The sequence below is a fragment of the Colwellia sp. MB3u-4 genome (assembly GCF_014077065.1).
Lineage (GTDB): Bacteria > Pseudomonadota > Gammaproteobacteria > Enterobacterales > Alteromonadaceae > Cognaticolwellia.
On sequence record NZ_JACGVE010000079.1, the window covers coordinates 147,144 to 168,405 of the forward strand.

General features: G+C 36.9%; 18 protein-coding genes, 1 other RNA gene and 1 pseudogene. 13 read left to right on the plus strand and 7 right to left on the minus strand.

Going from position 1 to position 21,262, the window contains the following annotated elements:
• The first annotated feature begins 619 nt into the window (after positions 1–619).
• The 10 genes and pseudogenes from H4J61_RS10170 to H4J61_RS17935 form a co-directional block, all read left to right on the plus strand.
• Positions 620–1,009 carry a hypothetical protein gene (locus H4J61_RS10170; protein ID WP_182184970.1) on the plus strand — a complete coding sequence of 130 codons (390 nt, stop codon included), beginning with the start codon at positions 620–622 and terminating at the stop codon, positions 1,007–1,009.
• Between the two features lie 83 nt (positions 1,010–1,092).
• Positions 1,093–1,854 carry an SAF domain-containing protein gene (locus H4J61_RS10175; RefSeq protein ID WP_182184972.1) on the plus strand — a complete coding sequence of 254 codons (762 nt, stop codon included), beginning with the start codon at positions 1,093–1,095 and terminating at the stop codon, positions 1,852–1,854.
• Between the two features lie 31 nt (positions 1,855–1,885).
• Entirely contained in the window at positions 1,886–3,220 is a 1,335-nt protein-coding gene (locus H4J61_RS10180) for a CpaF family protein (protein ID WP_182184973.1), read from the plus strand.
• Positions 3,214–4,086, plus strand: a complete 873-nt coding sequence (locus H4J61_RS10185; protein ID WP_182184974.1) for a type II secretion system F family protein — start codon at positions 3,214–3,216, stop codon at positions 4,084–4,086. Before H4J61_RS10180 ends, H4J61_RS10185 begins: the two co-directional genes overlap by 7 nt.
• Positions 4,083–4,898: a type II secretion system F family protein gene (locus tag H4J61_RS10190; protein ID WP_182184975.1), complete on the plus strand. Its 816-nt coding sequence runs from the start codon at positions 4,083–4,085 to the stop codon at positions 4,896–4,898. Before H4J61_RS10185 ends, H4J61_RS10190 begins: the two co-directional genes overlap by 4 nt.
• A 49-nt stretch (positions 4,899–4,947) precedes the next feature.
• On the plus strand, positions 4,948–6,009 hold the full coding sequence (locus H4J61_RS10195) for a hypothetical protein (protein ID WP_182184976.1): 1,062 nt from the start codon (positions 4,948–4,950) through the stop codon (positions 6,007–6,009).
• Positions 6,010–6,306: 297 nt separating this feature from the next.
• Complete coding sequence (locus H4J61_RS10200; protein ID WP_259363244.1) at positions 6,307–7,146, plus strand: bifunctional diguanylate cyclase/phosphodiesterase; 840 nt, start codon at positions 6,307–6,309, stop codon at positions 7,144–7,146.
• Between the two features lie 133 nt (positions 7,147–7,279).
• Positions 7,280–7,618 carry an Hpt domain-containing protein gene (locus H4J61_RS10205; protein WP_182184977.1) on the plus strand — a complete coding sequence of 113 codons (339 nt, stop codon included), beginning with the start codon at positions 7,280–7,282 and terminating at the stop codon, positions 7,616–7,618.
• Positions 7,619–7,637: 19 nt separating this feature from the next.
• Positions 7,638–9,083, plus strand: coding sequence for a sigma-54 dependent transcriptional regulator (locus H4J61_RS10210; protein WP_182184978.1), 1,446 nt, complete (start codon positions 7,638–7,640; stop codon positions 9,081–9,083).
• A 678-nt stretch (positions 9,084–9,761) separates the two neighbouring features.
• Positions 9,762–10,016 (plus strand): annotated as a pseudogene (locus H4J61_RS17935) (recombinase family protein); the annotation flags it as partial.
• Positions 10,017–10,814: 798 nt separating this feature from the next.
• Here H4J61_RS17935 and H4J61_RS10220 read toward each other — a convergent pair.
• From H4J61_RS10220 to smpB, 4 genes are all read right to left on the minus strand, one after another.
• Positions 10,815–11,777: a hypothetical protein gene (locus H4J61_RS10220; RefSeq protein ID WP_182184979.1), complete on the minus strand. Its 963-nt coding sequence runs from the start codon at positions 11,775–11,777 to the stop codon at positions 10,815–10,817.
• A complete protein-coding gene (locus tag H4J61_RS10225; RefSeq protein WP_182184980.1) occupies positions 11,764–12,195 on the minus strand; it encodes a hypothetical protein in 432 nt (143 codons plus the stop codon). The genes H4J61_RS10220 and H4J61_RS10225 overlap by 14 nt, the downstream gene beginning before the upstream one ends.
• Before the next feature lie 1,932 nt (positions 12,196–14,127).
• Positions 14,128–14,477, minus strand: a transfer-messenger RNA (tmRNA) gene (gene ssrA / locus H4J61_RS10230).
• A gap of 112 nt (positions 14,478–14,589) precedes the next feature.
• Complete coding sequence (gene smpB / locus H4J61_RS10235) at positions 14,590–15,072, minus strand: SsrA-binding protein SmpB (protein WP_182136491.1); 483 nt, start codon at positions 15,070–15,072, stop codon at positions 14,590–14,592.
• A 151-nt stretch (positions 15,073–15,223) separates the two neighbouring features.
• On the opposite strand from smpB, the gene H4J61_RS10240 reads away from it, so the two are divergent.
• Positions 15,224–15,655 carry an SRPBCC family protein gene (locus H4J61_RS10240; protein ID WP_182184981.1) on the plus strand — a complete coding sequence of 144 codons (432 nt, stop codon included), beginning with the start codon at positions 15,224–15,226 and terminating at the stop codon, positions 15,653–15,655.
• Between the two features lie 50 nt (positions 15,656–15,705).
• Entirely contained in the window at positions 15,706–16,047 is a 342-nt protein-coding gene (locus tag H4J61_RS10245; protein ID WP_182136489.1) for an RnfH family protein, read from the plus strand.
• Positions 16,048–16,328: 281 nt separating this feature from the next.
• Here the strand turns inward: H4J61_RS10245 and H4J61_RS10250 are convergent, their stop codons facing one another.
• The 3 genes from H4J61_RS10250 to nadK all read right to left on the minus strand — a co-directional run bounded on the left by H4J61_RS10250 (position 16,329) and on the right by nadK (position 19,502).
• Positions 16,329–16,676 (minus strand): outer membrane protein assembly factor BamE, encoded by a 348-nt coding sequence (locus H4J61_RS10250; RefSeq protein ID WP_182136488.1) that lies wholly within the window; start codon positions 16,674–16,676, stop codon positions 16,329–16,331.
• Between the two features lie 105 nt (positions 16,677–16,781).
• The gene (gene recN / locus H4J61_RS10255; RefSeq protein WP_182184982.1) at positions 16,782–18,446 is read right to left on the minus strand and encodes a DNA repair protein RecN; all 1,665 of its coding nucleotides are present in this window, start codon (positions 18,444–18,446) and stop codon (positions 16,782–16,784) included.
• A gap of 174 nt (positions 18,447–18,620) precedes the next feature.
• The gene (gene nadK / locus H4J61_RS10260) at positions 18,621–19,502 is read right to left on the minus strand and encodes an NAD(+) kinase (protein WP_182184983.1); all 882 of its coding nucleotides are present in this window, start codon (positions 19,500–19,502) and stop codon (positions 18,621–18,623) included.
• 186 nt (positions 19,503–19,688) lie between these two features.
• On the opposite strand from nadK, the gene grpE reads away from it, so the two are divergent.
• Positions 19,689–20,324: a nucleotide exchange factor GrpE gene (gene grpE, locus H4J61_RS10265; protein ID WP_182184984.1), complete on the plus strand. Its 636-nt coding sequence runs from the start codon at positions 19,689–19,691 to the stop codon at positions 20,322–20,324.
• Positions 20,325–21,262 lie beyond the last annotated feature (938 nt).

Here is a 21,262-nt window from a genome sequence, read left to right on the forward strand (position 1 = left end):
ACTTCAGAATTAGCTCTAAAGCAATCACACCAACTCTTCATGGTTAAAGCTTGGCTAACTAAGGGCAGATAAAGTCAGACCGAATAATTACTCCAAACTTATTGACTGAGGTGCGTATTAAACCAAAACAAGTATATGGCTCAATCCAAAGTCATGACAAACTTATTGGTCAAACATTAATCGTACATAAACAGGCTGCTAGTACTATTTATCTCAATGAAGTAGCGGTTATTGTAGGTATTGCGCAATAATATCGATTGTTTTTATGTCAGATTTTAATCTGGCATATTCAACTAGCCCCCTCCCAATATTTTAAACTGTTGCTGCTAGTTAAGGATTCGCTTGCTATGCATATCATTGGCCAAAAAGTAAATAGCATTAAGAAAAATGATTTGCAAAATGCAAATCATAATGTCTATACGGTTGCTGATATGATCATAAAATAGCATATTAGTAAGTGTTAAATTAATTTTATCTAATTGTTTTTTATCATCTTTAATTATGTCATTGAAAATAAATTATCGTTTGGCACAGCCCTCGCATTATCTATTACAAGCTCAACCACTTTAGTTGGTGAGTATACTAAGAAAAATATTTTATATAACCAGAGGTAATAATTATGAAATTTATTAAAAACAAGCAAGCAATGAAAAAGAAGCAAGGCGGATTTGTGATGACATCAGAGTTATTGCTGTTATCTACGACCATAGTTATTGGTCTGGTTGTTGGTTTAACCACAATGCGTGATGCGGTTACTGCTGAGATGGAAGATGTCGCTGAAGCGATTGGCTCACTCGATCAAAGTTATGCTTACGATGGTATTAAAAACGCGGAAGGCACAGCTGAAATCAGCGGCTCTGGTTTTATTGATGCTGTAGATGTTAATGCCGGTGATGGTGTGACATTTGAATTTATCACCAGCGACTTTGCTGAAACAGCTGCTTCTATTAGTGGTACGCCAAGTGCTGGTGCTAACTCGTCTAGCAATGCAGGTAGCCTGGCAAACTAATGAGACATCGCTTATAGGCGGGGCTTCCCATAGTGTAGCTCCGGTCTTAAGCGTCTACTTTTAAGCAATTAATGAGGTGATACATGAAAGGTAAATTAACAGGTAGTGCTACTGGTGCCATGCTCCTTTTCACTGTATCAGGTATGTTGGCCTCAGCGCTTGGTGTTCGTCAGTATGACAAATTGAGTACTGACATGGCTTGGATCGTCAATGCTGACATGTCTGCTGGTCAAGTGATTACGCCCGATCTTCTTAAACAAAAACGTATAGATCAGAGCGCAATTGAAGGCACAGTTCAAAATCCCCGTCAGTTGATGGGCAAAACCTTACAAGTGAATAAGACTGTGGGTAGTGCAGTATTTGCTCGTGATTTAAAGCAAGCAGACAAAAAATCTTTGTCTCATGCTATCCCACCAGGCCGAGTACTGTATACCTTAGACAAGATACAAAAAGGTTTACCTTATGCTCAGTTAGGTGACGGTGATCGATTTGATGTTATCGTCAGGGGCCGTAATGGCGTTAGAACTGTCGCTCGTGATGTGCAGTTGATTGGTATCAATTACCCTGCAGCGGCTAAAGTGGCAGGTAAGGGTTTAAAAAACATGTTATTGCCAAAAAACAAACAGGCACAAAATCAAACTAGCGTGTCATTAGTGGTGGCCGTGCGTCCATCAGATGTTTACCCACTTGCTGGCATCAGTGCCAATGACAGCGTAACCATGGTTTTTCACAGTGCTTACGATATGGCGAACGGCACTCAGCAAAATATAGACCCAATAAAGCGCTTCCGTCAGGTGGAGATGGTAGCAGGGGTACAACGCTCAAGTATCAGAGTGTTTAACTAAGTTGATACTTGAGCGTAAGAGGAGATAAACCATGACACAATCAAAAAACTTCAGTTACACCGAGCCATCATATAGTCAAGCAAGAGACACTGGTCGCCTTCGTGAACTACGTCACTTCCTGCATAATCGTTTAATTGATGCTATGGAAGAAGAAGGTATCCACCTATTAAAAGATCCGCAGTTGCTCGAGCAGAAGCTGAATGAATTAATTGCAGACATTCGACCAAAATTAAACCCTGCATTAAGCTCTGATGAAAAAAACTTAATACGTCAGCAAATCATGCAAGAATTAACCGGTATGGGTCCAATTTCTGACTTAATGAATGAGACGGACATTACCGATATTTTAATCAATGGTCCTGATGAAATTTGGGTAGATAAAAATGGCCGTTTGACGCGTACAAATTTGCAATTTGATAATGAAAGACATCTACGTTTATTTCTGGATCGAATTCTCGGTGTTCAAGGTCGCCAGTTGGATGCTCGTCAACCTATGGTAGACGCGCGCTTACCTGATGGCAGTCGTTTACATGCCATTATCCCCCCTTTATGTGAGATTGGTCCAATCGTTTCCATCCGACGTTTTCACTCTGAAAAACTCACGGCAGGGCAATTGGTCAACAAAGGTTTCTTGAACCAAAAGATGATGGATTTTTTGCAACTTTCTGTGGCAGCTGGCATTAACATTGTCATAGCGGGCAGCGCCAGTGCCGGTAAAACTACCTTACTTAATGTTATTTCTGGCTTTATTCCCAGCAGCGAACGTATTGTTACTGTAGAAGAAACGGCGGAATTACAGCTTAATCACCCTCACGTTATCCCGTTAGAATCTCGCCATGTTAACAGTGAAGGTTATGGTGCGGTAACCTTAAGTGACCTAGTACGAAATGCACTGCGGATGCGAGCCGACCGAATAGTGGTTGGCGAAGTACGAGGAATTGAAGTACTAGATATGCTACAGGCTATGAATGTTGGCCATGACGGTAGTTTAACCACTTTACATGCAAACAGCCCCAAAGACGTTATTAGTCGCATGGAAACGTTAGCTTTAATGGGAGATAGTGGTTTTTCCAGAGGTGCAATTCAACAAATGATTGCAGCTTCAATACAGCTAATTGTGCAAGTCATGCGCTTTCGTGATGGTAGTCGCCGAATTGTCAGTATCAGTGAGCTAGTACGTCATGATGACAGCAACGAAATTCGTGAATTATTTACTTTTCGCCATGATAGTAACAATACATTAGATACAATTAGTGGCAAACATATCAGCTTAGGCAAACCAACTGAATTGGCAAATAAAGTAGCAGCTAAAGGCTATACCAGTAAGCAATTTAATGATTTATTACAGGCTGAATCTTTATGTTAACTAGAGAATTAATTATCATAGTTTTATGTACATTAGTCATGGTCTTTATTTTTTTTGCTTGGTCGCGAAATAACCCTACCCGAAAGGATGGTTTAACAACCTCACGCGTAAAAGTTAAAGTGCAATCGACTTTAGCCGGTTGGCTAAAAACCCTTAACCTAAATTTACCGGTTTGGTCGATTATTCTTGGCGTAGCGCTTATTGCCACTACCTTATTTATGTTTCTGTTAGAGCTGTTCCCTGGCCATTTGCCTGTAGCCAGCATTGCAGCCATGGCTGCCGTGGTATTTTGCTTTAATAGCCTCAGTGATGCAGCTAAGCGTAAAATCAATAAAATTGAAAAAGATTTAGCTCAAGCATTAGATATGATGAAGGCTGCTCTGAGTAGTGGACAATCTCAACATCAAGCTATTTTAATGGCTGCTCAATCCAGTAAAGGTCAAGTTAAAGTAGAATTAACAGAAATGCTGAATAGATTAGACATGGGTTACAGCCCCGAAAAGGCAGTTTTACGCCTAACAACAAAATATAATTGTGTTGCCACACGTTTATTTGCCCAAGTGGTTATCGCCCGTTATCAGTCCGGAAGCGACTTAACCTTTATGTTAAATTCGGTGATTCAGATCATAAGAGATCGCCAGCGTCACCAAATACAAATAGACACTCACCTGTCAGGAACGCGTTATGCTGCAATATTATGTGGCGTATTACCTTATGTATTAATTCCTATTTTATTGTGGAAACAGCCTGGCTGGTTTGACGCCTTATTACAACATCCATCTGGGCCTACCTACCTAGGAGGAGCGCTATTCTTACAATTTAGTGGTTATCTGTGGGTGCGTCGTATTGCGAGGATTGAACAATGAATAACTTTACTACAATTGATATTATTTTTGTGTTGATGTTGATTTTATCACTCTATCTGCTGGTACAAGTGCTGAAACAAGAAAAAAGCCTCATTGAAGAGCCAATTACTCATAACAAAAAGCGTTATCTTATTTACCCTGACAAGCTAATTCGTCAATGTGGTATATCCCCTTCCCATTATTGGCTATGGTATTGGTCAGTAAAATTAGTCAGCGTTGCTTTAGTAGCATTTTTACTAATCGAGTTTTTTGATAGCATACTATTGATTGTTTGCGGGAGCATATTGGCATTTTTTCTGATAGATGTTAGTTTATTATTCAAACGTAGCGCACGTCGTAATCAGATAAATCAATCATTAGTGTTTTTTACCAACTTATTAATCGTCTTTCTTAAGTCAGGTTTATCACTGAGTAATGCTTTCCGTAAAGCAGGTCAGTTTGGATTACATAAGAATAATCCTTTGGCCGCTGAACTAGAGTTGATAGCTTATGAACTAGATGCTGGCAGAGACAGGGCTGAAGCGTTTGATCAATTGTCTAGCCGAACAGGCGTAGAATCGCTTAATAAGTTAGCTGTGATCATTAAGGCAGGCATTAATGTCGGAAGCCCGGTCAGTGATGGGTTACAGTCACTCGCTGATTTTCTGCGCTTACAGCAAGAACTACAACTAACCAGTAGAATAAATCGTAAAGCACTGGAATCAACGTTTCCAATGGCAATGGTGTGTTTTCCAATGTTTTTTGTCTTGGTTTTTTTCCCCGCAGGACAGCAAATCAGCGATATAATGTCGTTACTTGGAGAAATATTATAATTATACTTACTGTTATGTAGCCCATAAACAGATTAGAAGAGGGAGCAATATGGACACCTTTAAATTAGACACAACCTCAAAGGTTCAACAAATAAAAAAATCGCAACAAGGCTATGTACTAACAATTGAGCTAATTTTGCTAGTGACTATTTTAGTTATCGGTAGCTTTGTCGGTATTGTGGCAGTTCGTGACGCCTTGTTTAAACAAAAAGTAAAGCAACTCGATAATACTATTTTAGTGACCGACAATAACGGTACCGTGCTGGGAGAAATGTTTAATTTAGATGAACATGACGCACCGCAATTATTCTATATTGATCGTACTTCAACCGACCCCGAACAAAATTATCGCGCATTAATTGGGGTGCGTGATGACAGATTCACCAGTCGCGAGCCTATTTATTATACGGAATTAAATTGCCAAGGTGACCCTTGTATTAAGCCTGTTAGCACAGAATCATTAGACAGTAGTGGTGTTAGTCGTTTGCCAAATACTGGAGCTGTTAGTTATTTTCAAGCCCTACAAGGCGCGCCTAACTATGCCATTGGCCGTTCTCCTAATGGCATACCAGGTCACTTGTTCCGAGAAACTATCCAAGACTGTGAATTGCCGGAATTAATTGGTGGCATCGGTTCGCCAATAGGCTCACGTTACATTTCACAAAAAGTGATCACAGGCGAGCCATGTGAATCACCGTTTAATTTACCTTTAGACGTAGGACAAGCGCCACTTACATGCTCAGCGTCTGATGGTGGTTTAGGTATCGCTACCTGTGATGCAGCTTGTGGTAGTAATAATGGTAGCTGTGCTTGTCCAGCTGGTTATTATGAGGTGTCTGGAGGTTTAGTTGATACACTGGGGTTAGACGGACAATGTTGTCCTATAGGTACTGAATTTGAAAATACTTCACTGCTTGGGCTAGGAGTTAGTGCCCTGTGCACAGGGTTAAATTTGAAAAAAGCCGTATCGGTACCCGATATTAACAATCCCAGTCAAAATGCATTAGAATCTTTTACACCGCCCTTTCAAATTAATTTACCCGCGGCGGGAGGGAGAATTGACAGTGATCAGTGGTACCCAACGCCACCAACGGGTGAAGGCAATAACTAACCTGACCTTGCAACGACCATTCATTTAATAACATCGACACTTACAGTGTCGATGTTGCGTTATGACTACTTTCTGAGTAAGATTAATGGGGAAAATTCTATGGATGCATTCTGCAAATAACACTTTGTAATATGCTTCTCATTTTGCGAAATCATGTAAAGTTTGAATATACACTTTAATTATTTATTAATTATTTAGTTAATAAACATGAGGTTAAATTTAAATCTTCGTGAGTGTTGTTGTTGGTCTACCAATTGCGTTAGTAGTGTTACTTAAGCCAAAGTAGGACATGGTCAAATGAATATCAAAAACAGTAAAGAAGTTACCGTAAATAAGATGCCCATGGATGATTCATCTACTCTGGATAACTTAACTACTATCATAGAAGAAGCATTACAACACCGCCATTTTTCCATGGTATATCAACCATTGTTTTCTATGCAAACCAGTAAGTTAATAGGTTTTGAAGCCTTGGTTAGGTGTCACTCTCCGCAGTTTGGTTTTATTTCTCCCGACAAGTTTATTCCCCATGCTGAGCAGAATGGGCAGATCATTGAACTAGGAGACTGGATATTTAAGCAAGTCTTATTGGATCTAAAGCGCTTTTTGCAATATGGCCTAAAAAACATTTGTGTTTCTATCAATGTCTCTGCTGTACAGATAGCCAAGACAAATATTTTTGAACAAATTATGACTTTGGTAAATAAATTAGATATTCCAGCCAATTGTATTAAAATAGAATTAACTGAAACTGCTTTGATTACGAACCCACAAATCGTTGCTAAGGTGTTTAATGCCTTTCAGAATGAAGGTATAGAGGTTTGGTTGGATGACTTCGGTACTGGCTTTGCGTCATTGAGCCTATTGCGTGAATTCAAAATCAATGGTTTAAAAATTGATAAAAGTTTTGTCGATTGCATAGCCACCTGCAATGAAGACTTTACTTTATGTAGTGCTATTATTGCTATGGCACAACGCTTAGGGATGCATATTGTCGCTGAAGGCATTGAAGATGAAACGCAGTTACAAATTCTGAATCAACTAGGTTGTGACACAGCCCAAGGTTATTTATTAGGGCGCCCTGTCTCTCTTGATGAAAATCTACGCCGATGGGGCCACAGCGGTCAAGAGCGATAAATTCACACAATTATTTGTGTATTGCATAGCATTTTCCACTAGTATACTCAGCTACTTCTTTTAATGGAGTGATACATGGAAAAGCTAATAGAATGGAGTAATACATGGAAGAGCTAATAGAATGGAGTAATACATGGAAGAGCTAATAGATCAAAGCATTATTAAACAGATGACTACCGATTTAGGTCAAGAGACCTGTTTTCGCTTAGTCCAGCTATTTATTGACGAGATGACCGACCTACACAGTAAACTAAATAGTGCTTTTAATAGCGAAAATACCAACGCTATTGGTGATATAACCCATATAATTAAAAATTCGGCGGCCTTATATGGCGCCATGCAGTTGTCAGATAAAGCGACTGAAATTAATAATCGTCTGACTATTTTTAATCAACCCTTAGTGTCTTCAGACAATATAATATTGTCATTGATGGCAAACACCTTGTTGCAATATAACGATAAATATAATTAAAAATAAGTGGAGTTGATCAATGGCAGAACCTAATTCTAAACCTTTGGTTTATATTGTAGAAGATAGTGTTTCTAGTGGTGCCTTATATAGTTCACAGCTTGAAAGTGTTGGTTACAAAACCAAGCATTTTATTGATGGTTATTCTGCTTTAGTTGCCATTAAAGAAAAGATGCCTAGTGTTATTATTCAAGATGTATGTTTACCTGATATCAGCGGACTAGATGTTTTACAGTTTGTAAATAAACAAGAAGCTCCTGCACGCGTTATTATTATTACCTCCAACAGCTCTATCGAAATTGCCGTTGATGCTATGCGTTTAGGGGGCTTTGATTTTATTGAAAAACCATTCACCCGTCAGCGTCTGCTTACCTCTGTTAATGATGCTGTGAAACAAATCAAGTTAGAAAGCAATCCTCTAAAAATTGAAGAAGCCCATGAGCCCGAAGATAAAATAGAATTTATTGGTGAGTCACTAGTAATGCAAACGGTTTTTCGTTTGCTAAATAGCGCTTCTCGCAGTAAAGCCAGTGTCTTTGTTACGGGTGAAAGTGGTACAGGTAAAGAGGTTTGTGCTCAGAAATTACACCAATCAAGTGGACGCAGAGTAGGGCCTCTTATTGCCATTAACTGTGCAGCTATCCCAAAGGACTTGTTTGAATCTGAATTTTTTGGCCATGTTAAGGGCTCTTTCAGTGGTGCATTTGTCGATCGTAAAGGTGCTGTAGAAGTGGCCAACGGAGGCACCTTATTCCTGGATGAATTATGTGAAATGGATTTAAATTTGCAATCAAAATTGTTACGTTTTTTGCAAACGGGTACCTTTAACCGCGTCGGTAGTAGTGAAATACTGCAAAGTGATGTGCGGATAGTATGTGCTACCAATAGAAATCCAGCAGAAGAAGTGGGCGAAGGGCGTTTTCGGGAAGATTTATATTATCGTTTAAATGTTATTCCGGTACAGTTACCTGCTCTTCGAGAGCGAGGTAATGACATCTTATTATTAGCCGATGCCATATTGGCAGACAAAAATAGAATAAATAATAAAGATTTCAAAGCGTTTTCAACTGAAGTAAAAAGCCTATTTTTACAATACAACTGGCCAGGCAATATTCGCGAACTACAAAATGTTATTGAAAATATGGTGGTGATCCACACTGGTGAAACTATCACCACAGATATGTTGCCAGCAACTTTTGGCCGTTCAGTTGTTGACACCCCTAAATTTACAACACCCTTGAAAAAACCTACACAACACATAATGGCTGCCGAACAGATAGAACCCATTCAAGGCAGCCATGCAGGTATATTACCCATGTGGTTAGTAGAGAAAAACACTATTGAACATGCTATAGATGCGTGTAGCGGTAATATTCCACTTGCAGCAGCACACTTAGGTGTAAGCGCCTCAACGATTTATCGTAAAATGAAGGGTTGGGATGCTAATACAAATAAAAAAAACGAATAACTCTTTATATTTCATGAGATTAAATTAAATTAACGACCAAAAGCACATCAATTCTTTGCAATCCTATGTTAATTAAAATATAGGATTGCAAATTTATACCTACACCAACCAATGATTAGGACACTTAATGTCCTAATCATTGGTTGAACTCTTACTTTAATATAGTGGAGTAATAACAATGAATAGAATTCAATGACGAGATAACAAAGGCAACTTAACTGGCTAGATTAAAACCGTACACAGTGATAGAAAATTTTCCATCAATAAATCAATACCTACGTCTAAAATTTGGTTTAGATTAGCTTTAGAATGTTGTGTTTGAACTGCTAGGTTGAAGCCATCATTTAATAATTTCCTAACTCTGGTATCTTCTCACACGCTTGTTTCAATGAAATATCAACGTCCCAATTCAATAGGAGATGGTCTACCACGGTAACAATATTGAAAAGTAATGGTTCCAAACTCCGAAAAACGCATAGCCAAACTGTAACATTCCAAATCCCTTAAACTTATTTCATTTAACGTCAGTTGCGCGTTTAACTTTTACAGTTACAGTATTGTTTAGAAGTTAAATGAGGCAGTAATATGAAATTGGGTTATATCCGCGTATCAACGATCGAACAAAATACCATTCGTCAATTAGACGGGCTTGAACTTGATTAAAAATTTGAAGATAAATGTTCAGGTTCGAATACTGAAAGACCAGCACTTAATCAATTAAAAGATTATGCGCGAGAGGGCGATACCGTATTGGTTCACGACATTAGTCGTTTGGCTCGTAATATCTCAGATCTTATCGAGTTGATTAAATTCTTTAACAATAAGCTCGTGACTATTCACTTTTCTAAAGAAAACTTAATCTTCTCTGCTAGTTCATCAAATCCAATGAACAATCTTATGCTGACCCTGCTTGTTGCTGTCTATCAATTTTAAAGCGAAATGTTGTTAGAACGCCAGCGTGAATGTATTGCCAAAGCGCAACAGGAGGGGAAATATAAAGGTAAGCCAAATACAATTGATCGAGAATAGGTTTGGCACTTATTAGAGCGAGGTTTGTCTATTCGAAAAGTAGCTAGTGAATTATCTATAAGTCCAGTTAGCGTCCAAAAAGTAAAATTTGAGCGGAAAAACAATAAATTTATTTAAAAAACACACTGATAGCTAATAAGGATAGGAAAAAGGCTTGCTTATCAGCTAATGAGCTCATTATCTATGTAGTAACATCTACTTAAGTTTCAAAAAAATAAATAAGCTCATCAGAAAATTAAAGTAGATACATTAACAGAAAAGGATTAATCTTATTATGAAAAAATTCAACTCTTTATTTATACAGAAAAAAACTAAAGTGAAATTGAATCGAGAATATGGCTACAGACTAGTAAAATAAATTAACAAAACGCGTGATTTGATAAAAATCATCGGTTGTACGGAGACTTATAAACGTTGTGAAATTATAACTTTCACGAATAAAAGTAACGTTGAAATGTTTCCAGCACTTGAGGATCTTTATATCACTGATCAATACAGTACAGTGTTCGAGCCTCGTTTGGGAACAAATATTTGTATGGGTAAGCTAAATGGTCGCTCTTTAAAGCAGTTCATCAATGATCAAATAACAATTTGATATGAACAGTGAATACATTTTGGGACGTATTATCTTGTTGTAACTAAGTACAATTATCGCTAATACGCTATACTGGACTGAAAAAGAATTGAATAACAATTATAAGGCTAGTAAAGATAAGTATCAGCTATATCTGGGCGAAAGTGTCCTAGCTCTTGCGAAACAACATGCTTTGCAAGCTCATAATCTTTCAATAATCTAAACAATGTTTTCAAGCGAAACTTAGCATAATCATGCCGTAAACTATGAATTCCTGTTGACCAGCCTAGCCAACGTTTTGATGCAGATGAAAATGAACTCGAAAGTGCTTTACCAAAAGCTAAATCATAATGCTGTATGTAATTAATACCACGATCTGTTTTTTCAGATGGAGTTTCTAGCTTAAATAATTCCAGCTTTTCTACCATTTCTGAATGAATCGCGATTTCTCGAATCAATCCACCTTTGCCTATAACAGAATACAAAACAAATTCGCTTGAGAAACCTAAGAATTTAAATTTTTGAGCTTGTAATTTAATGTTACTTAATGCTCTGGTACTCGCCGCTTGCTCTTCTAATTTACGTAATGTCAGAAGTTCATGTACTCGTATATTAGAAACTTGACAAATACGCACTGAAAAAGAATTTCTATCGGTGATATGTGAACAAACTAAATCAATTTGTTCTGCAGTATATGTCCGAGTAAATCTAGGGATTATAGTTACATTTTTAAAATTTTTTACTAATAACTTAGGTTGTGGCTTAGTGCATTTACTTATATCCGCAAGCCAAAAATTAAGCACTTGGCAGTCTCTTTCGACTGTAGACTTAGAAAGTTCCATGCTTATTCTGTAGTTTATGAATTCATTTGCTAATTCAAAATCAACATTCATTAATAAATTTTTAAGTGATGAAAATGAATCATCAATTACGTTAATCAAAAATGAATTTTTATTAACAAAGTCAGCAAACTGGTACATTGAATACATACTATCTTGAGCTGTGCCGATAGAACCAATAATTTTATTTTTATGTGCTCGTTTAAATTGACGAGAGATAAAGTTATCTATTTGTGAGTTACGAGTTTCCAATGTTTATTTCCTTAAAGTATTTATTTATATAATTTCTTACTGTGCTGTATGAGATGTTGATGTTCTTTGATTTAGCGAAGATATATGCTTGTTGATAATTTTCACATGATATAAATACTGATAATAATTGATCTCTAATTGGATCTAGCTTTGATCTATAACGAGCACGCTTACGTCTTATTCGGACCAATTCTAGAACCGCGTTGATTTCATGATGAAGTGCGGCTTCTTTATCTATATCCATTGTTAGTTTAATTAATGAAATATTAATTGAATTAACAATTTTTCTAAGATAATTACCATCGATATTGATCCTTTTTTTAACTCTTAACCACAGGGCAATATTGCTGTACTTGTGCTTTTTTAATAAAAAGCAAGTAATTTCAGCTTTGTACTTTAATACTCTATTTTTCTTCATCGTCTGCACCATTATTTATATTTTATTTTGTAAGATGTATCTAATTTATTTCTCTCTTAATAAAAAAGATCGATCAATGAAGTTTATCGTTGATCAATTCGCATTAAATTCACGATAGATAATTCTGAGATATTGCTAATATCTAGATAATTAAAGAAAACTTTTTGTTATTCGTGAGGATTGATAGCGCATAGCGCGAAGATTTTAGCTAGAAATAGCTAAATTTTACTTTGAGAAAAGTAATGATATATAAGATAAAAATTCAAAAAAGAGGATTTTATAGATCGATAAAAATATCAATATACACAGCAAGCATAATGAAATACGTGCTTTAGTTCTGCATGTAATTGCTAGTTTCAATTAAAAATACATTAATTAATAGCTATTAGCATATTAGTCAATACTACTTAAATTGCGTAAATATATATAAATTGAAATCTTGAATTTTAAGAGTCAAGTTAACAATAAATATAATTAAGATGTAAATAATCGTTAAATTATTTGCTTTTTTACTGAGTTAACAGTTTGTTGCAATGATAAAGTTAATATGAATATTGTACTTTAAATTGCGTGTTAGAGCATCGTTGATGCTCAATGTTGTATTTTTAGCATTACACTAAAATTGTTGTTTCTCATTTATAAGGTTTGAGATACCTTTATTAAAACTAACAAAATCAAAATTATGCATGATGCAAAAATTTAGCTTCTACCGACTTATAAAGTGGCTGGCTTTGTTGATTTATTCAGTTTTTGATTCCTGAAAAAGTATACGTGAAAACTTTGAATATGCAAGCAGAATAAGCTAAAGGTTGTTATTTAAGTTGTTGTTTTTTAAGTTTATTGTTGTTGTCGGTATGTTGTCGTTTCTCTGTCTGTTTTATGTTTAAGCTGATTTTAATCAATATTTTTAAATATGCATAGACGGTAGAGTTTTTTTATAACTAGCTAATAGTATTTAATAACATATAGGTTTGATGGGTAGATGCTTTTCAGACTAAATAGTTGGAAACAATTATATTCTAAAAATTAAAATGTAAAAATAAATCTTAGTTTTTTTATGTGCCTGATAGTGCCTGATACTTTGTTTTTTAGTTGGTCCAGAGGTGTTATATTCGGGCTGACATAGCCGAATATAATTCCATCTTAAAAATAATTAGGCTTTTAATTAAAAATGATTGTTAATACTCAATGAATGTTATTTTTTTTATGTGACCAATAACGTCTATTAGTTATCGTATTACCTGATGCATAGGTGATTTCTCAGGCTGACATAGCCGAAAATATTTATTAAATTTTCAGGTTGTTAATAAAGTCAGGGATGGATACTGTGCGCATGCAAGGAAAGCTCATCAAGTGTGATTTTGATAAGGCCTTTAGCTTTATTGGGATCATTAATTTGGTTACATTCATCAATGGGTGCTAAATATCTAGAACACTTCGTTAATTAAATATTTCCTCTCATAACATGATCGGTTATAAGAAAAATGGCACGGATGAAGTTGCATGTATAATTGTATATTAGGGTGATGTAATTGGCACCCGAGTTTATAACGACAATGCTCTAGAGTTAGCAATACCTTTCAAAATCGTTTGATAAGGTACACCAAAGCTGATCTCAATTATCATCTCCAATAATATAAATCCAAATGCTCATTAAGCTTGATATATGAAACTAAAGAATAGAGTCGAATACTTAACTCATAATTGAATGATTTTAAGAGGAGTTTAGAGGGTTTTAAATGTTCTAGGAGTGTTCTAATGATAAAAAACAGTATAAAAATAACTACAGAAAACTAACTTAAATCTTTCTACAAGCCACGTATTTATTGGCGAGTGTCCTAAAAGTGTTCTTTTTAATCTATTTACAGTCGTTTTATGGTCTGTAAGTAGTCTTAACACTATGATTTAGTTAGTCTTCTGTCGTTCTATATGTGGTGGAGCGGGGGGGAATCGAACCCCCGTCCGAAAAGCCTACATCCTTGGTACTACATGCTTAGTCGATCATTTATTTAACCACTTGGACGCCAACCGACAGGCTTCGTCATGGTGAGCTTAATACTATTTCGCGGTTCAGCCTTAAGCGTGCTTCCCTCGCTATCCTATTTGGGGTGACCATCGATCCTCTAAACAATAGGAGAATTTTTGAGGCGATGGCTAGCCTAAGCGGCTAGTGCGAACGTTTCGTCGTTTGCAATTATAGTTTTGCGGCTTTTTACCAGGCAAACCGCCCCTGGGCATGCACCTCGGGTTTCATGAATCTCGTCGAATCCTAGATCCGCCCCAAAGCTTACTCTTTACTTCTTTTCTACTCTTTGCTGCCATAAACTATATAAGTCTATGCAACGCATTATACAACGCTTGGCTTAAATAGACAACGTGATATTTTTTAATCAATTATCTGTCTAAGTTTCTATTTTTCATTAAACGGCCTTTATCTACTGCCCATTCTCGGTCTTTAATGTCAGCACGTTTATCGTGGTCTTTTTTACCTTTGCCCAAATAAAACTCTAATTTAACCCAACAAGCTTTCCAATACATTGCAGTGGCGATTAAGGAATAACCATCGCGCTCTACAGCGGCAATAATTTTCTCTAGCTCTCGACGGTTTAAGAGTAATTTTCGGTCACGATTAGGATCACAAACCACGTGACTAGAAGCGGCGTTAAGCGGCATTATTTCAGCGCCAAGTAAATAGGCCTCACCATTTTTTATGTGTACGTAACAGTCAGATATATTTACCTTTCCGCTGCGTATACTTTTAATTTCCCAGCCCTGTAGGCTCATTCCGCCTTCAAACTTATCAGTGAGGGTATAGTTATGACGTGCTTTTTTATTTAGAGCAATAGTATTGCTGCTTGATTTCTTTTTCTTTGCCATTATATTTCCATTTTGTTTGCTACCAAAAATAGCAATCATCAACATTATACGGAGTATTGCTGTTATTTAAATGGCTTATTTATCATTTTTCACTTTAATGCGTTTTTAAAAGACATTTGCTATGATAGCGCCCTTGAGAATTGGAGGGTGAATGCCAAACATAAGCCGTAGTGCATTAGTGATGCACAGTGTAGAAGACATGTATTTTTTAATTAATGATGTGCTTGCCTACCCAAAGTTTTTACCTAATTGTAGTGATAGTAAAATAGTTGCCCAAGACGAACATAGTATGACCGCCGCGATATTAGTGTCTAAAGGTGGTCTGAAAAAATGGTTCACCACGCAGAATATTCTCATTAGTAACCAAGAAGTTAAAATGAGTTTAGTTGATGGGCCTTTTAAGTCCCTTGTGGGTGGTTGGCAATTAAAAGCCTTATCTGACGATGCCTGTAAAATTGAATTGACCTTGGATTATGAATTTTCTAATAAAATGTTTGATTTGGCTTTTGGTCGAGTATTTAATAATTTAGCCAATAATATGGTGCAAGCGTTTACTCAGCGAGCAAAAGAAGTATACGGTTAGTGGTATCAGCTGTGTATTAATAGAGTTTACATTAAATGAGCGAATAGGTTATGAGTGAAGAAATTAATGTGCAAGCCCCACTCGAGATTGAGGTGGTTTACGGCACACCAACACGACAAGAGATTATTAGCTGTACTGTTGAGCCTAACACTACATTAGAGCAAGCCATTTTAGCTTCTGGCATAGTTGAAGAATTTCCTGAAATAGATTTAGCCGTTAATAATGTTGGTATTTGGAATCGCTTAGCTAAATTAACCGATAAGGTGAAAGACTTAGATCGTATTGAAATTTACCGTCCACTGCTTGCTGACCCGAAAGAAGTACGTAAACGCAGAGCAGAAAAAGCCAAAGAAGAAGGCCGGGCTAATAAAATTACTGGCGGTCGGGTTTAGCCACGCCGAGGTAATACTGGCGAGAGTTAATTTACTATTTTGATATATGATTTAGTGTGACTTAGCCTGACTTAACTAGGTGATTTATTAAAAATTTAGCCATAAAAAAGCATGTCCTAAATAGACATGCTTTATCTTCAGGATGAACCTTATATCAAGCTCACATGGCAGTTCCTAGCCATTAAAGTCATTAATGGCTGCACTGCATCAGTACATTCTTGGACGCCAATGTGAAAGAGTGATGATGTTCAAAAAACAACTAGTCGCTAGTTAACTAAACCCTAGTTAACCATAGGCACGTTATAGCTTTCCGGTAATTCAAAATCACCTTCAGCATTAACAACCTTGTTGTTATCAAAGGTAATGGTAAATTGTTTTTTTGCGTTAAATTCGTCGCTTCGACCTGATTTGAAACTATAAACATAATGCCAAATATCTTTATTAAACGCGCCTTCAACAACAGGGCTACCTAATACAAACTTAACTTGTTCTTTTGTCATACCAATTTGAAGTTTGTCGATATCTTTTTGCTCTAGATAGTTTCCTTGTGGAATATCTATACGATAAACCCAGCTAGAACAGGCAGAAACAGACAAGGCGATTACAATAGCTAATACTCGAAAAAACATGTTAATTATAATTATCCTTTATAGTTTGAATGGGGATAATAGCGAAGCGGGCTAACAGATACAAAATAATTTTTAGTTTATTTTACCCGCTTGCTGATCTTTGCTTTATCCGGCCAGTAATTCTTGCGCGTTAGCTAGGCTATTTTCGGTAATTTTATCACCAGCCAGTAAGCGAGCAATTTCTTGGACGCGGCCATTGCTAGAAAGTTCAGTTACTGTGGTTTCTGTATGTTCACCATCGGTTAATTTAGCGACAAATAGTTGTTGATGACCTTTACTGGCCACTTGCGGTAAGTGAGTTACACAAATAACTTGGGTATTTTTTGCTAGTTGTTTCAATTTGCTACCTACCATAGCGGCGGTTGGACCACTGATACCGACATCCACTTCATCAAATATTAAGGTAGGGGTGATAATTTTATCCGCTAGAATAACTTGCATCGCTAAGCTGATACGAGAAAGTTCGCCGCCTGAGGCAACTTTATTCATGGCTTCTAACGCTTGCCCTGGGTTTAAACTCGCTAGATAACTCACGCTGTCATTACCGTTAACCGATAAGTTTTCGCTTTTATCTTGGCAAATATCGATGAAAAATTTGCCATACGGCATGTTAAGTTCAGCCATGCTTTTGGTGATCATTTTACTTAACTTAGTGGCTGCTTTTTTTCTTGAGTCAGACAAAATCAGTGCAGCGTGTTGATATTTTTGTTTTGCGGCCTCTATATCATCGTTAATTTGGTTTAAACGTGTTTCATCAGAGCTAAATAATTGTAGCTCTTGTAACAGCTGTTGATGAAAGTTTGCTAATGAGCTTGCTGATACTTGATGTTTTTTCGCTAGCAGCACAGCGGTTGAATAACGCTCTTCTATTAAAGTATAAGCTTGTGGGTCAAGCTCTAAACTTTCGTAATAATGCTTAATTTCTTGGCTAGCGTCTTCAACTTGAATTAAGGCTTCGTTAAGCTGTTCTGCAATGGTTTTTAATGTCGGGTCATAGTTACCCAAAGCGGTAATTTGCTCGGTACTGTGCCGTAGGCCATCAACGACGTTAAATTGTTCATCTTCAGATAATTGTTGTACAGCAATTAAGGTTTCATTGAGGATGTGCTGACCATTACTTTGGCGGTTATAGTCAATCTCTAAGCTTTCAAATTCATCAAGTTGTAATGAAAATTCATCTAATTCGTTTACTTGGTACTGTAATAACTGCTGTTTGGCTTCACGTTGTAGTTTGCTTTCTTGCAACAGTTTGGCTTCTTGGCTAAGTTCACGCCATTGATGGTAATAATATTTAACTTCATCTAACAAGTGCTGGTGGCTGGCATAAGCGTCAAGAATATTGCGTTGTTCAGCGGGTTTAACGAGTAGTTGATGGTTATGCTGACTGTGGATATTAATCAGTAGTTGTCCAATTTCTTTTAGTTGCGTTAAAGGCACTTGGCTACCATTAATATAGGCTTTAGAGCGGCCTTCAGCAGAAATAATCCGACGCAGAATACATTCATTTTCGAGCAACATATCATTGTTTTTTAGCCATTTTTTTGCTCGTTTGTTATTACTAGTATCAAAAGTGGCGGCTAACTCGGCTTTCGCGCAATTAGGTCTAACGACGTTTGTTACCGCCCTATCACCTAAGCAAAGCCCTAAGGCGTCAATAGCAATAGACTTACCTGCACCGGTTTCGCCGGTAATGGTAGTCATGCCTTGCTGCCAATCAATGTCGAGTGAACGCACAATGGCAAAATTTTGAATGTTGAGCTGCAATAACATAGTCGCCTCACTGTCTTTATCGCAACGTTATATTGGATAAAGTGTTAATACCAATTGAAATGGTAAATAAAAAACCAGATACTGTTAATTTATACAGTATCTGGTTTTTATTCAAGCTATGTTCGCAATTTTATTTATATTTCGACATTCTACTCATCGCAGGTTTAAGAAATATTAGTAGAGTTTATGACCCCAACCTAATTTATTTCTTAGTACATTAAAGTAGTTATGATCAAGTGGGTGTATTAGGCGCAGGGTAAATTCACTTTTTTTGATGATAACTTCATCACCGGGCATAACCGCTAAAATTACATGGCCATCGCAGCTAACTTGCAAGTTTTCATAGTTTTCATTGGCCAGTTTTAGTTTGATTTCGCTGTTGCCGTCAACCACAATAGGTCGACTGGTTAACGTATGAGGAAACATAGGCACCAAGGAAAGGGCATTTAAATTGGGGGTTAATATCGGGCCACCCGCTGACATAGAATACGCGGTTGAGCCGGTAGGCGTTGAAACAATTAAACCATCAGAGCGTTGGCTAAACATAAAGCTGCCATCGATATAAACTTCAAATTCGATCATGCTGGCGACTTTACCGGCATGCAACACAGCTTCGTTCACCGCACTGTTTGAGCTTTTAAGTTTGCCGTGGCGATAAACTTCAGCTTCGATAATAAAGCGTTGTTCAGCGCGAGATTCACCTTTTAAAATGGCTTCAAGCGGGGTGATTAAATCATCAGGAGATAAATCGGTCAGAAAACCTAAATTGCCACGGTTAACCCCAATAACGCCCACATTGTAACAAGCTAAAACTCTAGCCGCCCCTAACATATAGCCGTCACCACCAATAACAATAGCCAGATCAGCCTGCTCGCCAATACGGGTAAGTGACGCCATGACAACATTTTCAATATTAACGGTTTGGGCCACGGAGTTTTCTATCAGCACTTGATAGCCTTGCTGTGACAAATATTGATGTAAAGCTGCTATGGTTGAACTGGCACCTTCATGGTTAGGTTTACCAATTAAGCCAATAGTGCGGTATAAATTACTCATACGGTGCTTATAAATATGTAATATAATTAAGGACTATCAGCAGTTTCGCGCTATTTCACTCGCTTGTAAAGTTGACTTTTTTTTAAATGATTTACTTTTGTGCTTGAATCATAAAAACAAACCCCCATAATTAGCGTTATTATGTTTTATCTATTTTGAAATTTAAGATCTACTTTGGAGTTTTTCATGGCCAACGAGTCAACAGAGAATAAAAGTGCTGAAGAAATTTCAGCAGACGCATTAGCCGCTGAAATTGTTGAGGATGCAGAAGAGCAAGTTGAAGTTCAACTTGACGCTGCAGTCGAAAATATCAGTGCTGAGCAAGAAAAAATAAACGAACTTGAATTAGCATTAGCTACAGCTAAATCGACGGTTGCCGATCAAAAAGATTCAGTCATTCGTGCGAAAGCAGAAGTTGACAATGTTCGTCGCCGTGCGTCACAAGACGTTGAAAAAGCACGTAAGTTTGCTTTAGAAAAGTTTGCCGCAGAAATGTTAACAACGGTAGACAACCTAGAGCGAGCATTACAAAATATCGATAAAGACGACGAAAGTAATACGGCTATCATCGAAGGTATTGAGTTAACTTATCAAGGTTTATTAGCTTCGTTAGAGAAATTTGCGATTCAAGCGATTGATCCACAAGATCAACCGTTTAATCCTGAATTGCATCAAGCGATGTCAATGCAAGAAGTTGAAGGTGTTGCACCTAATACCGTTATCGCGGTTATGCAAAAAGGTTATGAGTTAAACGGTCGTTTAATTCGCCCTGCTATGGTGATGGTGTCAAAAGCTAAACCCAGTGTTGATACCACCGCATAATTTTTATTATTCGGTAATTTTGCACGACAAGAAAAGCCAAACAAATGTTTGGCTTTTTTATGTGCAAGATTTGATCATTTTTAGGTACAAAAAAATGGCCAAAGTCACATTATCACCCGCGCAAAGTCATACTAACAGCTAGCCAAATTCATATTATCACCTGTAGGCACTTGTAGGATGGACTTCAGTCCGTCAAGTTAAATGAAATTTAACCGTCTTTAGATAAATGCCAAAAAAAATAATACTCGCAATAGCTGAATAATACTCGCAATAGCTGTTTGTTAACCCGTCAAATTAATTGCCAGCTTAACGATTGTCAGACTAAGGTCCGACCTACAAAAATCACAAACAAAATAAATTAGTGTTTGAAGACGGTATACAGAGAGATGGTGTCCACAAAAAGCTCAACGCCACATGACACCCGTAGACACTTGTAGGATGGACTTCAGTCCGTCAAGTTAAATGAAATTTAACCGTCTTTAGATAAACACCAAAAAAAAATACCCGCAATAGATGTTTGTTAACCCATCAGATTAATTGCCCGCTTAACGGTTGTCAGACTAAAGTCCGACCTACAAAACCTACAAAACCTACAAAACCTACAAAACCTACAAAAATCACAATTGCCCAAGGCCAAGTTATTACTTGTAGGGTGGACTTCAGTCCATCAAGTTAAATGAAATTTAACCGTCTTCAAATAAATGCCAATCAACAAAGCAAAATTATGGTTAATACCATTAACTGACGAGTATTTAATTAATTTCTATTTTTTTGTCATGTGCTTGCTATGTTTTACAAACTATAGGCTTTTTAAACTATATTATTGCATAATCATTGTGTAGCTCTTTACTAGTAATGGTATAGACCACAAATGCTTATTGTTATTAATAAAAAACAGAGCAAATAAAAACGGATATTTTTTACTTATTTCAACAAAA

Bases quoted from the DNA above. Each gene is read 5' to 3' on its own strand.
- H4J61_RS10170 (WP_182184970.1), top strand. From the start codon at position 620: ATGAAATTTATTAAAAACAAGCAAGCAATGAAAAAGAAGCAAGGCGGA.
- H4J61_RS10175 (WP_182184972.1), top strand. From the start codon at position 1,093: ATGAAAGGTAAATTAACAGGTAGTGCTACTGGTGCCATGCTCCTTTTC.
- H4J61_RS10180 (WP_182184973.1), top strand. From the start codon at position 1,886: ATGACACAATCAAAAAACTTCAGTTACACCGAGCCATCATATAGTCAA.
- H4J61_RS10185 (WP_182184974.1), top strand. From the start codon at position 3,214: ATGTTAACTAGAGAATTAATTATCATAGTTTTATGTACATTAGTCATG.
- H4J61_RS10190 (WP_182184975.1), top strand. From the start codon at position 4,083: ATGAATAACTTTACTACAATTGATATTATTTTTGTGTTGATGTTGATT.
- H4J61_RS10195 (WP_182184976.1), top strand. From the start codon at position 4,948: ATGGACACCTTTAAATTAGACACAACCTCAAAGGTTCAACAAATAAAA.
- H4J61_RS10200 (WP_259363244.1), top strand. From the start codon at position 6,307: ATGAATATCAAAAACAGTAAAGAAGTTACCGTAAATAAGATGCCCATG.
- H4J61_RS10205 (WP_182184977.1), top strand. From the start codon at position 7,280: ATGGAAGAGCTAATAGATCAAAGCATTATTAAACAGATGACTACCGAT.
- H4J61_RS10210 (WP_182184978.1), top strand. From the start codon at position 7,638: ATGGCAGAACCTAATTCTAAACCTTTGGTTTATATTGTAGAAGATAGT.
- H4J61_RS10225 (WP_182184980.1), bottom strand. From the start codon at position 12,195: ATGAAGAAAAATAGAGTATTAAAGTACAAAGCTGAAATTACTTGCTTT.
- smpB (WP_182136491.1), bottom strand. From the start codon at position 15,072: ATGGCAAAGAAAAAGAAATCAAGCAGCAATACTATTGCTCTAAATAAA.
- H4J61_RS10240 (WP_182184981.1), top strand. From the start codon at position 15,224: ATGCCAAACATAAGCCGTAGTGCATTAGTGATGCACAGTGTAGAAGAC.
- H4J61_RS10245 (WP_182136489.1), top strand. From the start codon at position 15,706: ATGAGTGAAGAAATTAATGTGCAAGCCCCACTCGAGATTGAGGTGGTT.
- H4J61_RS10250 (WP_182136488.1), bottom strand. From the start codon at position 16,676: ATGTTTTTTCGAGTATTAGCTATTGTAATCGCCTTGTCTGTTTCTGCC.
- recN (WP_182184982.1), bottom strand. From the start codon at position 18,446: ATGTTATTGCAGCTCAACATTCAAAATTTTGCCATTGTGCGTTCACTC.
- nadK (WP_182184983.1), bottom strand. From the start codon at position 19,502: ATGAGTAATTTATACCGCACTATTGGCTTAATTGGTAAACCTAACCAT.
- grpE (WP_182184984.1), top strand. From the start codon at position 19,689: ATGGCCAACGAGTCAACAGAGAATAAAAGTGCTGAAGAAATTTCAGCA.